The 17,837-nt window shown below is 44.4% G+C and carries 4 protein-coding genes; all 4 read left to right on the forward strand.

Annotated features, from left to right (window positions below):
• Window positions 1–252 precede the first annotated feature (252 nt).
• The 4 genes from VB732_RS09235 to VB732_RS09250 all read left to right on the forward strand — a co-directional run bounded on the left by VB732_RS09235 (window position 253) and on the right by VB732_RS09250 (window position 17,692).
• A complete protein-coding gene (locus tag VB732_RS09235) occupies window positions 253–5,925 on the forward strand; it encodes a choice-of-anchor I family protein (RefSeq protein WP_323230527.1) in 5,673 nt (1,890 codons plus the stop codon).
• Between the two features lie 308 nt (window positions 5,926–6,233).
• On the forward strand, window positions 6,234–11,678 hold the full coding sequence (locus tag VB732_RS09240) for a phytase (RefSeq protein ID WP_323230528.1): 5,445 nt from the start codon (window positions 6,234–6,236) through the stop codon (window positions 11,676–11,678).
• A gap of 324 nt (window positions 11,679–12,002) precedes the next feature.
• Complete coding sequence (locus VB732_RS09245; RefSeq protein ID WP_323230529.1) at window positions 12,003–12,794, forward strand: tryptophan-rich sensory protein; 792 nt, start codon at window positions 12,003–12,005, stop codon at window positions 12,792–12,794.
• A gap of 128 nt (window positions 12,795–12,922) precedes the next feature.
• On the forward strand, window positions 12,923–17,692 hold the full coding sequence (locus VB732_RS09250) for an eCIS core domain-containing protein (protein WP_323230530.1): 4,770 nt from the start codon (window positions 12,923–12,925) through the stop codon (window positions 17,690–17,692).
• The last annotated feature ends 145 nt before the right edge of the window (window positions 17,693–17,837 follow it).

A 17,837-nucleotide genomic window follows, 5' to 3' on the forward strand; every position in this document is an offset into this window, starting at 1 on the left:
AAAAATATGATGATGCGAAGCGATCGCCAGTAGTTTAACTTTATCGCCACCATCAGCTGCTGAGTTATCAATAATTCGGATGGATATTGAATGGTTTCGCTTGTGTAAAAAATATCAGGCAATACGATTTTACTACGGTTGCAAATTATTCCTGAATACCAAATTTACAGGCGGTTTTCTTCAAACAACATAAAACTCTCTGGCAGTTTCAAGTTAAATACAACTCAAAATAAATTGAAGGAGACGTTATTAATGGCTTTGACACAAGGCGATATTGCTTTTATCTCTTTCAATGCCGATGAAGATGGCTGGTCTATTGTCACTTTTGTAGACATAGATCCCAATACCATAATTTACTTTACCGATAACGAAGCTAGTAGCCTTACAACTTTTAACACTGGCGAGTCTTATTTTCAGTGGAACTCAGGAGCTAATACAATTACTGCTGGTACTGTAATTCGCTTCAGTGCAATTGACAATGCTACTAATCTAGCAGCGTCAATTGGGGCATTTAGTCGGGTTAGCGTTTCGGGTAGTAGTAACTATGGCCTGAGTGCAACTAATGAGACTATTTATGCTTATCTCGGAACGAGTGCTGATAGTCCGACTGTATTCTTGTCGGGCATATCAAATGATACTAATGCACAAGGAACAACTGATTTAACTACTGCGGGTTTGACTATTGGCACTAATGCAATTTTGCTCAATAGTAGCGCTGATTACGGTGTATACAATGGCGCACGCAGTGGAGAGTCAAGTTTTGCCAACTATAAACTTTCTGTTAACAACGTCAGTAATTGGACAGTCGATACTGTTAATGGTAACTATGCTACGACAGTTCCTGATACTACAAACTTTGCGATCGCCAGTGGAAATCCCACAGTTAACTTAGCCGTCAATACTAATTCAGCAACTGAAGCAGATACAACCGAAATTACAGTTACAGCCACGGCTTCTAGTGCTGTTTCCGGTAATCAAACAGTTAACTTAGGCGTAACCGGAACTAACATCACCGCCGAAGATTACAGCCTCAGCAATACTGTAATCACAATTCTCGACGGACAAACCACAGGTTCTGTCACCTTCACCGTTGTAGATGATGTTCTAGTTGAGGGTACAGAAACCGCTACTCTAACCATCAGCAACCCTTCTGCTGATATTGGTCTTGGTACTACCGTTTCCCAAAATATCACGATCGCTGATAACGATATTCCTGCGTTTCCAATTGTTAACTTATCTGTCAGCACTAGTACTGGTTTAGAAGCAAACACAACAGCCATCACCGTTACTGCTACTGCATCCAGCGCCGTATCTGGTAATCAAACCGTTAGCTTAGGGGTTTCAGGAACAGGTATTACCACTGGGGATTACTACCTGACCAACAATATCATCACCATTCCTAGCGGACAAACCAGTGGTTCTGTTACCTTTATTGTTGCCGATGATGCGATCGCAGAAGTAACAGAAACTGCAATATTAACCATTGCTACACCTTCGGCAGGTATTATCCTGGGTAGCACCACTTCGCAAAATATTACGATTACTAATAATAACTCCAGCTTTTTGCAGAAAGTTGGCGGCTTCACCAGCACTAATGGAGCCGAAATATCCGCCTTTGATTCTGGAAGCGATCGCCTATTTGTAATTGCTACCAGCACAATTGAAATCTATGATGTCAGCAATACAGGCACGTTAACCTTAGCTGGTTCCTTGACAACGGGATTTACACCCCCCGCAGGTACACAAGCGATTCCCAACAGCGTTGCAGTCAAAAATGGGATTGTCGCAGTCGCCTACGCCATTCAAAACACCACCACAAACGCCCAACAGACAGGACAGGTGAGTTTTTATAATGCCGCAGGTACTTTCTTGAATTCGGTTGCAGTGGGCGCATTACCCGATATGCTCACTTTTACGCCCGATGGTACGAAGGTATTGGTAGCAAATGAGGGAGAACCTAATAGCTACGGACAAGCCAATTCGGTAGATCCTGAAGGTTCAGTTAGCATTATTGATGTTTCCGGTGGCGTGGCGAGTGCAACCGTTACCCAAGCCACATTTACAAGCTTTAATAGTCAAATTGACGCACTTAAAGCCGCAGGTGTGCGGATTACTGGCCCCGGTTCGACAGTCGCGCAAGACCTAGAACCAGAGTATATTGCTGTATCTTCAGATGGTAAAACGGCATGGATTACTCTGCAAGAAAACAATGCGATCGCTATTCTGGATATTGCTAGTGCTACCATTACCGATATTTTGCCTCTGGGTACGAAAAATTACAATCTTCCAGGCAATGGATTAGATGCGAGCGATCGCGATGGTGGGATTAATATTCAGAATGCGCCGGTGTTTGGCTTATATCAACCCGATGCGATCGCTAGCTTTTCCGCCAACGGACAAACCTATTACATCACCGCCAACGAAGGAGATTCCCGTGATTATACTGGTTTTAGCGAAGAAATCCGGGTAGGTGCAGCCGGATATGTTTTAGATTCAACTGCTTTCCCCAATGCCGCAACCCTGAAGCAAAACACCAATCTGGGACGCTTAGCAGTTACAAATGCCACAGGTGACACCGACGGAGACGGAGATTTCGATCGCATCGAATCATTTGGGGCGCGTTCCTTTTCGATTTGGGATGCAAGCGGTAATCAGATATTCGACAGTGGCGACCAATTTGAACAAATCACCGCAACCAAAGTACCAACCCTGTTTAACTCAGATGGTGCAGCTAATACCTTTGATACGCGCAGCGATAATAAAGGGCCAGAACCCGAAGGCGTAGCGATCGGAGCCATCAACAACCGCACTTATGCTTTTATTGGTTTAGAACGTACTGGCGATGTCATCGTCTACGAGGTGACAAATCCCAACAAGCCAAGCTTCGTTCAATATATCAACACTCCCGAAGATGTTGCGATCGAAGGGGTAACTTTTGTCTCGGCGGCTGATAGTCCCACAGGTAAGCCTCTGTTAGTCACCACAGCCGAAGTCAGCAAAACGGTTTCTGTATTTGAAGTAACACCATCCGTTCGGATTAGCGACATTCAGGGAACGGCGCATATCTCACCCTTGAGAGGTCAAACCGTTAGCAATGTAGCGGGAATTGTCACAGTCATCAGGTCTAATGGCTTCTATTTACAAGATCCTACCCCAGACAACAATGATCGCACTTCCGAAGGAATTTTTGTTTTTACCTCATCAGCACCAACTGTCCAAGTAGGTGATTCATTACTCGTTGGCGGTACGGTGAGCGAGTTTCGTCCAGGTAATAATGCCAATAACTTGACGAATACCCAAATTACTAGCCCCACCATAGTCAAACTCTCCAGTGGCAATGCTTTACCAACTGCGACAATTTTGGGTGATGGTGGCAGAACTATTCCAACTTCGGTAATCGATAACGACACTACGGGAAATATCGAAACTGGAACTACCACCTTTGATCCCGCCCAGGATGGCATTGATTTCTACGAAAGCTTAGAAGGAATGCTAGTACAGGTAAACAATCCTGTAGCAGTTAGCCCGACAAATTCTTTTGGGGAAATTTGGGTACTAGCAGACAATGGCGCTAATGCCACCGGACGTACAGCCCGTGGCGGTATCGTTGTTAGCCCTAACGATTTTAATCCAGAGCGTATCCAAATTGATGACACGCTGCTTACTGGTAGTTCACCCAAAGTTAACGTCGGTGCTACTTTAGACACGATTACAGGTGTGGTTGATTATAACTTCAGCAACTATGAAGTTCTGCCTACCTCGGTTACAGTAACTTCAAACACGCTAACTAGGGAAGTCACTAATTTAACTCCCACTAACGACCAATTGACAATTGCTACCTTCAACGTCGAAAACCTCGATCCAGGGGATGGCGCAACCAAGTTTAATAACCTTGCCTACCGCATTGTCAATAACCTGAAATCCCCAGACATCATTTCTCTAGAAGAAATTCAGGACAATAATGGGGCGACGAATGATAGCGTAGTTGATGTTAGCCTGACCTTCCAAACATTAATTGATGTGATCGCTGCTGCTGGTGGCCCAACCTATCAATATCGCCAAATTAACCCAGTGGATGATACCAACGGCGGTGAACCTGGGGGAAATATCCGCGTTGGCTTCTTATTTAATCCCGATCGCGTCAGCTTTGTAGATACTCCCGGTGGTACTTCCACCTCCAACACTACAGTCACAGAAGTTGAAGGTGTTCCCAGCATTTCTGCTAGCCCTGGTTTGATTGAACCCACCAACTCAGCTTTTACCAGCAGTCGCAAACCGTTAGTTGGGCAATTTACTTTTAATGGTCAAACTGTGTATGTAATTGGCAACCACTTTAATTCTAAAGGTGGCGACCAACCGTTATACGGCCCAAATCAACCCCCAACCCTTAGCAGCGAAGCGCAGCGCCAAGAACAAGCCACGTTGGTGAAAAACTTTGTCGAAAGCATTTTAGCGATCGACCCCAATGCCAATGTAGTAGTAGCGGGTGATTTGAATGACTTTGAGTTTTCCAACCCCATTACTACCCTAGAAAGCGCTGGACTGACTTCCTTAATTGAAACTTTACCGGAAAATGAGCGTTACACCTACAACTTTCAAGGTAACGCCCAAACCCTTGACCACATTTTAGTTAGTAGCAATTTGCTTACTAGCCTGGATGGGTATGATGTCGTTCACATCAACTCAGAGTTTGCCGATCAGGATAGCGATCACGATCCTAGCCTAGCTAGGTTTAATCTACCTGCAAACCAAGCACCGACAGCCGTAGCTGATACAGTCAACATCGCTGAAGATGCAACCACATCCAATCTCTATCTCAACTTACTAAGTAACGACACCGACCCCAATCAGGGAGATACCAAAAACATCATTGCTGTTGATACCACAGGTACAAAAGGGCAAGTTTCCTTTAATCAGAATACCCAAAACTTGACTTACACAGCCTCTAGTTTTGACTATCTATCCCTTGGGCAAACAGCCAGCGATAGTTTTACTTATGCGATCGCAGACAGTAAAGGTTTACAATCTACTGCGATCGTTAGCGTCACCGTCGCTGGTGTTAATGATGCCCCTACGGTGGTGCAACCGATTGATGACCAAATCATCTCTACAAACAAATCGTTTTCTTTCAATATCAGTAACAAATTTGCTGACATCGATCAAGCTGACACCCTCAGCTACAGTGCTACAGGTTTACCCACTGGTTCTAGTATCGTTGCAAACACAGGTGTGATATCCGGTACTGTTTCCCAAGTCGGCATTTTTGCAGTTACAGTTACCGCAAATGATGACAAAGGTGGCAATGTCAGCGATACCTTTGACCTGACAGTTGCCAATAATCAGGCGACAACTGGCAACGATATCATTTTTGTCAGCGAACTTACGGGTTTAAACCAATACATAGTCAATGCACTAGCTGGGAGCGATCGCGTCATCGGCACTAATACCAGCGAGTTAATCAATGGTGGAACAGGCAATGATTACATTGATGGTAAAGGCGGTATCGACATCCTCCTTGGGGGTGACGGCAACGACACAATCTTTGGTGGGCTTGGCAGTGACATCATTTCTGGCGGTAATGGTAGCGATCGGCTAACTGGTTGGGGAGGCGGTACGAATGAAATTGACCTTCTCAACGGCGATCAAGGCGCAGATACCTACGTCTTGGGTGATGCAACTTCAGTTTTCTATGCCAGTTCCGGCAAAAGAGACTATGCCAATATTGTCAACTTCCAAGCAAGCGATCGCATCGAGATCAAGGGAGTTGCGGCCAATTACTCATTAGGGTCAGCATCAGCCGTATCTCTCGATAAATCTGCTGTGGGTATCTTCACAAACAATGGTACAGAATTGATTGCTGTTGTAGAAAACGGGTTAAACCGCAACACCAATTTGGCAACAGATACTCGTTTCGTCTTTGTTTAGGCATCAAGTAAAAATAAGTAGTGCGAGCAAGATGCTCGCACTACAAATATTAAATTGCTCCACTTATTTTTACACGACTCCTAAGAGCTAACAAGTCGTGAAACCGCAAAGGCGCACTACCTTCTCTACACCTCTGCGGTTCCTAATAGCAATTCTCTGTAAACTTGCACTGAATAATGCTTAACTTATTTCTTCCTTTGCGTCCTTTGCGGTTCGTCCAATAAAGATTAAGTGCATCTTCCTAAAGAATTGGTATAACTCCTCCATAAATCTAATCTTCAAAACCTCTCAAATCAACTTCATAAACTATGGTCACTACAAACACAATTCGATTTTCTCAGTTCAATGCTTCCTTAAATCGCAACACAGAAGGAGAGTTAGTAACCGATCTCTCCACCCCCGATAATCCTCAAGCAAAAGCAGTTGCAGAAATTATCCAACGTAACAACCCAGACGTACTGCTAATTAATGAGTTTGATTATTCCCCAGAAGCAGTTCAACTATTCAAGCAAAATTACCTTGCAGTTAGCCAGAATGGTGCAACCCCCGTTGACTATCCCTACTTTTACATCGCCCCTTCCAACACAGGTATTGCCTCTGGCTATGACTTGAACAACAACGGCACAGCAGTTACAACCCCAGGCGCAGCCGGATATGGTGATGATGCCTTTGGATTCGGTAATTTTTCTGGTCAATATGGGATGTTGTTATTATCCAAATATCCCATTGACACTGCAAACATCCGCACCTTCCAAAACTTCCTCTGGGAAGATATGCCCGATGCTTTACTTCCCGACGATCCTACAACACCACAACCGAATGATTGGTATTCTGAGGATGAATTGGCAGTTTTACGCCTCTCCTCTAAAAGCCACTGGGATGTACCCATTCAAGTAAATGGCGAGACAATTCATGTCCTCGCCAGCCACCCGACACCACCAACCTTTGACGGCGAAGAAGACCGCAACGGCAAGCGCAACCATGATGAAATCCGCTTTTGGTCAGATTACATAACCCCTGGTAAAGGCGATTACATCTACGATGATGCAGGTAAAACGGGCGGTCTTGCTGCTGGTTCAGACTTTGTAATTATGGGCGATCAAAATGCTGACCCCGTGGATGGTGATAGTTATGACAATGCTATCCGGCAACTATTACAAAATCCTAATATTAATACTAATGTCATCCCTACCAGTCTTGGTGGTTCCCAACAAGCAGAGTTACAAGGTGGTGCAAATGTCAACCAAGAAGGTAATCCTAGCTTTGATACCGCAGACTTTGCCGATACGACTCCGGGAAATCTGCGGACAGATTACGTGCTACCCTCTGCTGACCTGCAAATTGCCAACTCAGGAGTATTTTGGCCACTGAATACTGACCCGACATTCTCCGCAGTCGGTACTTTCCCCTTTCCTAGTTCTGACCATCGTTTAGTGTTTGCAGATGTGCAAACAGGGCCAACTGAAGCGGGTAAAACCATTCCTAATATAGAATTCGTAGGACAGACTACCTTCGCTACTGGCTTTATTCCTGCTGGCGCTGCGGGAAGTGTGAATGGTGTAGAAACCCCATTAGGTGGATTGTCTGGCATTACCTACGATGCAGTTAACAATCGTTACTACGCCATCTCAGACGATCGCTCTCAATTTGGCCCCGCCCGCTTCTATACTTTTACTACTGATACTGGGGTGACTTTTACCAATGTCACGCCCCTGAAAGATAGCAATGGCAACTTATTTGCAACATTTAGTATTGACCCAGAAGGCATTGCTTTAACTAACAATGGTACTGTTTTCATCTCTTCTGAAGGTGAAGTTAATCTTGGTGCAGGTCGTGTTAGCGATCCCTTTATTAAAGAGTTTTCACTAACTACAGGCGAAGAAGTGCGATCGCTATTAGTCCCCAGCAAATTCCTACCAGTAGTTGAAGATACCAACAACGATGGTGTTGTAAATACAGGAGATACGCAGACATCAGGTGTATACAATAACCTGGCATTTGAAAGCCTCACTATCACACCCGACCAAAAAACCTTATTTACTGCCACCGAAAACGCCCTATCCCAAGATGGATTAAGGGCTTCGCTTAACAGTGGTAGTCCTTCCCGGATTCTGCAATACAATCTGGTAACTGGACAACCAGAAAAAGAATATCTTTATATTACGGATGCGATCGCAGATGTACCCAACCCTAGCACAGGCTTTGCTGACAATGGTTTGGTAGATTTATTAGCAATAGATAATCGTGGTACTTTCCTAGCGTTAGAACGTTCCTTTGCCCAAGGTGTAGGCAACACCATCAAAATTTACGAAGTATCTTTGCAAGGTGCAACAGATATTAGCTTCTACGATTCTCTCAATAATTTGAGTACTGAACAACTAGCAGCTATCCAACTCGCTCAAAAACGTCTGCTGTTAAATTTAAACGATTTGAATTTGCCCACCGATGCAAATCACCCGATTACAGGACTAGATAATATAGAAGGTCTTGCCTTTGGCCCCAAATTAGAAGATGGTCGTCAATCCATTGTGCTGGTGAGTGACAACAACTTTAGTGGCAGCCAATTTACCCAAATTCTCACCTTGGATGCAGACTTAGTTCCCACTGTTACGCCTACAGTAGAAACCCGTCCCGATTTGTTAGATAGTGATGATCCAGCACTTGCTGTTGTAGATCAAAATGCCGATGCTGACGATCCTGCCATCTATGTCAATGCCACAAATGCTGCTGATAGTCTAGTCTTAACCTCAGTCAAAAATGCTGGATTGCGGGTTTATGATTTGTCTGGTAATTTGTTGCAAACAGTTAATCCTGGTGGTATTCGCTACAACAATATTGATTTGCAATACGGTTTCAAATTAGGCGATCAATCTATTGATATTGCCGTAGCTAGCGATCGCGGCAATGATAAACTAGCAATCTTCAAAATTAACCCAAACCCTGGCGCTGACGGCAATTACCTCGAAAATATCACCGACAGCACCATTGGAACTATCTTCCAAGCAGCACCTTTTGCAGAACCTTATTCTTCATCCTCTCGAAGTGCTTACGGACTTACTCTGTACCGTAGCCCCATCACCAATGATTATTACGTCTTTACCAGTCGCCGAGAAACCGGAGATATCGCTCAATTTAAGCTGATTGACAAAGGTAATGGTCAAATTGGGGCTGAACGGGTGCGGGAGTTCACTGTACCCACAATTGAGGGACGCGATCCTCAAACCGAGGGTATGGTAGTAGACCAGGAAACTGGCTTTCTCTACATCGGTCAGGAAAATGTCGGTATCTGGAAGTTCCAAGCAGAACCAAACGGCGGCACAACTGGCAAGTTAATTGATAAAGTTAAAGACTTGGGCGGTAATTACCTCACCGATGACGTGGAAGGACTGACCATTTATTACGGCAAAAATGGCACAGGCTACTTGCTAGCATCCAGCCAAGGTGACAATACCTTTGTTACTTACACCCGTGAAGGTAATAACGAATATGTGGGTAACTTTGCCGTTGGTAACAGTGGGTCAATCGACAGCGTACAAGAGTCAGACGGCGCAGATGTCATTAACGTACCACTGGGGTCTGACTTTCCATTTGGTTTATTTGTTACCCAAGATGGTTCCAATGAACCTGCCAAAATAGTTAGCGATGAAGGTGAAGAAGAAAATATCAGTTCTAACTTCAAGCTCGTACCTTGGGAGAATATAGCCAATTCCTTCCCCAATTCTTTAGATATTGACACCACTAGTTACGATCCACGAAATCCAGTTGCTCAACCCAAGCTGACAATTTATGAATTTGAAAACCTACCCAAATTAGGTACGACCTCTGAAAATCAAGATATTTTCTTAGGTGGTTTTTCTGGGTTGTATTTCCAAGGATTTGCAGCAAACGGCAACCTGAAATTTGTCACCCATACAGACCGTGGCCCAAATGGAGAACCTGATGGTGTCAACAGACCATTTTTATTACCCGACTTCCAGCCAGAAATAGTTAGCTTTGAACTCAACCGCACCACAGGCGAAATCAGCATTACCAAGAGAACGGGACTATTCCGCCAAGATGGGACAACTCCATTAACGGGATTGCCTAATTTGCAAGCTGGCGCAAATGGTACTGCCTACACTGATGAAATTGCCGTTGATTTAGACAACAATGTTTTAGCTAACGATCCTTTGGGTGCTGATTTAGAAGGGATTGTAATTGCCGAAAATGGGGACTACTGGATGGTAGATGAATACCGTCCGGCAATTTACCACTTTGATGTTAATGGTAAATTACTTGAGCGCTTTATTCCTCAAGGAACTGCCAACCCAGACGAACCCGCCGGGACTTATGGTACAGAGATATTACCAGAAGTTTATGCCCAACGCCGCAATAACCGAGGATTTGAAGCTGTAGCTTTGGAAGGTAATAAATTATATGCCTTTATCCAAAGCCCAATTGATAATCCCGATGTCGCCAATGATGCAACTTCCAAAGCTTCTCTCAACCTGCGAATTCTAGAGTTTGATATTGTCAGCAAGGAAGTAACAGGGGAGTATTTATATCGTTTAGAAGGTTTACCAGCAACCGATAAGATTGGCGATGCAGTTTCCTTGGGTAACGGCAAATTTGCAGTAGTTGAGCGAGATGACAATGCTACGTCTGCTGGCAATAAATTAATTTACCAAATTGATTTAGCTGGGGCGACCAACATCAACAACGCAGCTAACTTTACCTTGCCAGATGGTAAAACTATTGAACAACTCAACACCGAGGAATTAGCTGCTGCCAATATTACGCCCGTCACCAAAAGTCTAATCGCTAATGCTGCTCAGTTGGGTTACACCGGGGTAGAAAAATTAGAAGGTCTGGCACTGGTAGCACCGAACACTCTAGCTTTGATTAACGACAACGATTTCAACGTTACAGGTAATACGCCTACTGAGAAACTCGGTATTCTCGAACTACCAAATAACCTAACAGTTGTAGAGCCTACTTTCCCGGACGGTTTTGGTTCTAACAACAGCGATACTGTCAATCTTGAGTCAGGGCAATTTTTTAATGCAGGTGACGGAGCAGACTTTATCGAAGGTACTGAAGGTAACACAATCGAAGCTGGTAACGGTGATGACACTGTGCTTGCAGGGAGTGAATCTTCAGTATCAGGGAATGAGGGTAGCGATCGCATATTTATTGGTCAAAATAGCCCAGCTAAAAATACCAGCGCTGATGGAGGCAATGGTGATGATGTTATTACCGTCGTGGAAGCCAGTGGTAGTAATGATTTGTTTGGGGCAGAAGGCGATGATACTCTCACAGTAATTGAAGGTTCACGTCAATCATTATTCGGTGGCTCAGGTAACGATACCCTTCGTAGTGGCGGTAACAATAACCGTCTCTACGGCGGTTCTGGAGATGATACACTCTTCTCTAATATCAATGATTCGTTATTTGGTGGCGATGGCAATGATGTGCTATTTGCTGGTCAACAGGGCAGTAATCGCCTCACTGGTGGTACTGGTGCAGACCAATTTTGGATTGCTAACGCCAGTCTGCCAACTAGCAAAAATATTGTTACTGATTTTACCATCGGCACTGATAAAATCGGGCTAGGTGGTATCGGCGTAAGTGAGTTTAGCGCGATCGCACTATTGCAACAAGGCAATGACACTCTAGTTAAAACCGGAAATACAGAGTTGGTTTCATTACTAGGAATTACCTCAACTAGCCTGAGTGCAAATGACTTCGTTTTCTCTCCTAGCATTGTGGCTTAGTTTGTTCTAGGACTTACGCCATACACGCAGTAGGGGTAATTCATGAATTACCCCTACCGAGAAATAAAGGTTTGGGCTATTTTTGACGTAAAGTCAAGACGCGATGAATCGCGTCTCTACAAATGGCATTATTTTTTCAAATGCCAATACCCTTGGATTAAGCATTTATTTCTTCTCTCTGCGTCCTTGGCGTTCTTGGCGGTTCGTTAAAAAATTGACTTTTGCAAAGAGTTTTAGCTTGAACTGAACCGTATTGACTTAATATGATGCATCACTCTTCTTCAGATGTAAGCTAAAAGCACAGAAGAAATGAGTTAACATCCTATGCAGCAGTCCACAAGAGGCAATAACCGGGATTTTTGGCGGCAGCTTGCTACATTGGTTGCAATCCTTGGAGCTTTCATTATCAACGTAGTATCGAACATTTTCCCACTCAATGGAATAAACATAGGGGAAATTTCCAATACCTTGTTTAAAGATGTCCTGATTATCCCTGCCAATTACGCCTTTGCCATCTGGGGACTAATTTACCTTGGTTTGTTTGCTTTTGGAGTATATCAAGCTCTACCTAACCAACGACAAGAGCCTGATTTACGTAAGACAGGTTATTTGTTAGTAATTGCCTGTGTTGCCCAAAGTATTTGGGTGTATCTATTCTTGTCTAGACTTTTTGCTCTTTCTATAATTGCAATGCTCTTGATTTTGTTACCCCTGATTGGTATTTATGTGCAGTTAGAAATTGGTAACAAGCGTGTAACTCGACTCATGAAATGGTGTATTCACTTTCCAATCAGCATTTATCTAGGTTGGATTAGCGTGGCGACCATTGTCAACATAGCGTGTACCTTGTATTTTCAAGGGTGGAACGGTTGGGGGATTTCTCCTGTAATATGGACTCTAATCATGTTAGCGATCGCAACAGCAATTGCAGCAACTCTTCTTATTCAGCGTCGAGACATGGCTTATACAGGAGTAATGCTTTGGGCATTGGTGGCGATCGCAATCAAGCACTGGAATAACCCTATACTCAGAAATGCGGCATTGATTTTAGCAATTGCCCTGGTTTTAATCGCTACAATTAAGACCTTACGTCCCCAACAAGAACATACACCTTGAAGGTAGAGGTAATTCACGATTAGACTTTAGTCTAGAGCAATTCTATGTAGATACAACTATAAAATGTGATACAAGAGGCGTAGATAAAAAAGATAAGGGATTTGCTAAATTAATGTAGGAAGTGAGAGATGAGCGATCGCACTTTTCGGCGACACAACGCAGGTACATCAAATTTTACCAATCCATCCCTTGTCTCACCAACTACTCCCACATTGGCAAATCCAACACGCGGTTTTGCACCAACGAATACTCCACTCACCACAGTCACCGAGGTAGCAGACGTTCAAGAAGCCCAGTCTGCTGATGAGCAATCATTAGAACCAGAAGCCATCAAAGAAAAACCTCTGGTTCACGACATAAGTCGCATATCCTTGCGTCGTCTACAGCCGCAACTGACAGTTAGCCAGCCAGGAGATCAGTATGAGCAGGAAGCCGACTCAGTTGCCAACCAAATCATGCGGATGGCTAGACCTGAGCCAAAGATCAATTTCGGTGGGATGAATTCACAAGATATAATGCAGCGAAAGTGTGCAGCTTGTGAGGAAGAAGAAGTACAAACTAAGCCCGCTAATGATGGCAGTGTCCATAGTGAGGCTAATATTGAGAGTCAATTGAATAGTAGTAAGGGCGGTGGGAGTCCGTTATCTGCTGAAGTCCGAGACTTTATGGAACCTCGCTTTAGTAGTAAATTCGACAATGTGCGAGTACATACTGGCTCCAATGCTATCCAAATGAGTAGATCATTAGGAGCGCAGGCATTTACTCATGGTAGCGATGTTTACTTTGGTGCAGGAAAATCACCAGGTAATAATGAGTTGACTGCCCACGAATTAACTCATGTAGTGCAACAAACAGGCGCAGTGCAGAAAAAAAGTGATGTTGCCCCAGCGCCAACTCATATTCAACGCGCACCAGATGCAATGCCTCCCAAAAAAGGCACAACTAAAATTGACAAAAAGGATACCAAAATTACTGCCTCCGGGAAAAACATTACCGAAGCAATTACCAACTTAACATCGCAAGGAAAGGGCGAAGCTGGTAGTGTTACTTGTGCCCCGGAAAAAGATGTCAAAACTTACCAAGCTGATGATAAATCTGATGAAATTGTCTACGAGGCAGACGTTTCAGTAACAGAAACCAAGGCAATGCCCGTCTGGACTGAACTTGACACGCAGTGCGAACCAGTTAAAAAAGAATGGGCAAGGTTTTATAGCGCTTTAAATACCCACGAAAATGGGCATATCAGTATTGATGAGAAAGCTTTTAAAGATTTACACAAAAAGTTGCTTGGTAAAAAACCTTCAGAAGCCGACAATATTTTTAACAATACTTATACCAAAGCAAATACTGATAACACCACTTACGATACCACAACTAAGCACGGGCTGACTCAAGGTACAGGAGTAACGCCAGTACAGTGTGGCCCAGAAAAAGTTTCTCAAAATGAAGATGAATCCAATGCACAGATAGAAGTTCAAACTAAACAGGTAGAAGCAAAAACGCTACAACGCAAACCTGCTAATGATTTTTTATCTAATAAAACAACTCTGCAAACCAAACTTAGCCCTACTCTTTCAGTTACTTCGCAACCCCACTCGACCATCCAAGCACAACCGCAGACTAACAAAGTACAGATGAAATGTAGTGCTTGTGATCAAGAGGATAGCGCACAACGTAAGGCGATCGCCCAGAATATCACCCCCCACAAAGACAACAAATCAATTCAAAAACTGGGTTGGAGCGATATCACGGATGCAGCAGGTGCTACTGCTAATTGGGTTGGAGATAAAGCCAGTGCAGGCGCTGAATGGGTTGGGGATAGGGCTAGTGATGTCGCATCTATGGGCAAAGAAGCATTTGCTGCCCTAGTTGCGAGAGTTGCCCCAGGTTTAGCTGATTTGATTCGCCAAGGCCCAATAGGGTTATTGGGTGAAAAAATCAAAGACGGCATCAAAAGCTGGGTATCTAGTATCACCGGAAACATCGATATTGCTGGTATAATTGCCCAGCTGCGGGGCAGTTTTACAGGGGTCTTTGAAGGGATTCAGAATGCTGTCAAAGGCGATCCAGCCTCTTGTAGTAATTTTGCCAATAGTTTAAAGGCGTTGCAAGACTTGGGACACGCCTTCATGGAAAATCCTGCTGTTAAGCAAATTCAGGCAGTGTTTTCTCAAGTTAAAGGCGTTTTCCAAAAAGTTACTGATTTAGTAATTGCCCCAGCCTTTGATGCCTTGATGAATGTTGCCGGGGGCGTATTTGATACCGTTAAAGGATTGGCAACTACAATCTGGGAATGGGGTGCGCCCGTTCGCAATACTCTAGGTGCTGCCTGGGATTGGGTGAAAGAACAACTCGGCATTGGTGGTGATGGCGAAGGTGGCGTGCTGGGATGGCTGAAGACTAAAGCTTCCCAGGTGTGGACAGAAATTAAAGGCGTTCTTGCTCCAGTGCTTGGGCCATTGAAGACTGTGGGCAGTGTATTACTGGCTTTTTCACCAGTGGGTTCAATCTACCTCATCGTTAAATATGTGCCGCAGCTAGTCAAAGCGGTGCAATGGTTATGGGCGCACAAAGACGATAAAGATATTGTCAAAAAAGCTCATGAGGAAATGGGCGGTACGATTTTGCCGGAACTGCTGAGTACTGTAGAAGGATTTAGCCAAACGATGCAATCTACAGTTACCAGTTTGGTAAATCAAGCAGTTCAACTCAGTGAAGCAGTTTTAGAATTGCTAGGCTCAATTAGCGGCGTGCCATTATTAAGCATGGCACAAAGCCTAGTGCAGACAGTATCCAATGGCGTAAAGGAATTCATAACTTGGTGTCAAGAAGGATTCCAATCAGCCGCTAAGTCAGTCCAAGAATTCGCCAGCAAAATTGTCACGAAGATTAAACCATATATTAGCGTGCTAACTTCATTGGGGTTAGCCATTGTAAATCCGGCAATGATTCCGGTAATCTTGGCAGGTTCAGCTTGGCAGATGCTAGATGACTGCTACAAAGCGCCAATTATTAATTTCTTACTTGACATTGTTATTGGTATATTGCAGGCTGCGCCGTCATTACCCATGTTTGGGTTGCTCTGGCCAATGATTAAGGCAGGTGTCCTTGGTTTCCTTCAAGGAGTGAAAGGCAAGTCAGATGACCAAAAGGTTGCGATCGCCAACAAGTTAGCTAAAATCATCAGTGGTGGCAGTCCTGCATTTATTCTGGGATTTGTCAAGGGACTACTCCAGGGCATTTGGGAAGGTCTTACTGACCCATTTGTGTTGATATATGAAGCAATTAAAGGATTGGGCAATTTAGTCACTTGGCTTAGTGATGTGGCTAACCAAGCGCTTTCTCCCACACCGACAAATGAGCAACCAGCATCAGCCCAAGAAGGAACAGCATCGCCGGCAACCACTGCTAACAACAACGTGGAAATGGGTGAACGGATGCAGCAAATGGCTGGAGAACTGCAACCGCCTGTAGAGCAGGTTAGTCAGGGCTTTATGCCAGCCGTGCAGGAGGTATTTAGCGGCGGCGGTGGTATGTCGTTCGAGCAATTAATGCAGAAACTTGGTGATGCCTGGGGTGCTGTAGAAACAGCGTTAATGAATGCAGGCGGTACTTTGGCTGATAAAGTGTGTGAATTCATGTTGCAGGATAGCGCCGAAGGCCAGATGGGCGAAACAGTCGGTTGGTTAGCCGGAACGATCGCCTTTGAAGTCGTTCTCGGCATTCTAACAGCAGGTTCCTGGACAGCCGCCAAGGGTGCGATGAAAGGACTCAAGCTCTTTGCCAAGATTCTCGACTGGACAGGCGAAGTAATGGGCTTGGCGTTTAAGGGCTTGGCTAAAGTTGGTGGCTTTATCCTGGATGGCATCAAGGGATTAGGCAAGCTTTTAAACAAGGCGGGTGGTGCGGCAAAAGTCATCCTGGATGCTCTGGGTGAGATTGGGCAAAAGCTGATTACCTTTGCTGACGAACTGCTAGGTAGAGCAGCCAAAGGCGCAGCTAGCGAAGTAGTTGAAGAAGGGGCTGAGAAAGCTGCTAAGGAGGTAGCCGAAGAAGGGGCTGAGAAAGGCGCAGCTAGCGAGGTAGTTGAAGAAGGGGCTGAGAAAGCTACCAAAGAGACAGTTGAAGAAGCTGGTGAGAAAGCTACCAAGGAAACAGCTGAAGAAACTGGTGAAAAAGCTACCAAGGAAACAGCTAATAAGGCTGCTGAAATGCCACAAGCACTTGCAGAGGCGACAGCTATTGCCAAGTCCCTAGAAGCTACAGGAGTTCCCATACCTGCTATTGTAGCCGCGCTGATACCGCTCAAAGCCCGCTATAGGTGGATTAATACTTTTGAGGCAGAGCCAAAATCTAGCGATGCTTTCTCAATCTTTATGATCGCTAGTAAAACTCTTGTTACAAGCGTCAGGACAAGACGGCGGCAATATAAACAAAATGCACAGAGGGCAGATGATGCAGGAGGCCACTCTTATAAGGATCATGGCGCTCAAACTACACCTGAGCAACATCTAAAGCGCTTACAAGACGGCACGCCACCAGGAGGAGGCTATGCGCGTGACGTACCGGACTCATCCAGCAAGTTTGCAACCCATAAGGCACATGCAGATGCCCTTGATCAAGCCTGGGTCGAGCTTACAAGAAATCCTGAACATATGTTCAAAAAGAATCATGGTGTTGTAACGGATGTGCCAAAGAAAAAGTCAATGATTCAGCTTAATATGGATGGTGCTGGTTTTTCATACAAACTCGATCCAGCAGATGCAACTCAAACAAAACTTATCCGAGAAAAGGCTAATTATGTGTGTGCGGTCTTTGGCTATGATGCCACAAATGCACAATGGCGTATTATTACTATGTTTCCTAGCACAAAACCTTGTCCTAATAAGAGCAACTAATGATAGCTTTTTTATTAAAATTTTTGGTGTTGCTGAATCGAGGTATGAATTTGGATGTAGAGACGTTGCAATGCAACGTCTCTACAAGGATTTTGAAATAACGCAAAATTATTTTTCATACCGCAATCAGCAACGCCAAATTTTT

The organism is Nostoc sp. UHCC 0252 (assembly GCF_034931145.1).
Classification (GTDB): domain Bacteria; phylum Cyanobacteriota; class Cyanobacteriia; order Cyanobacteriales; family Nostocaceae; genus Nostoc.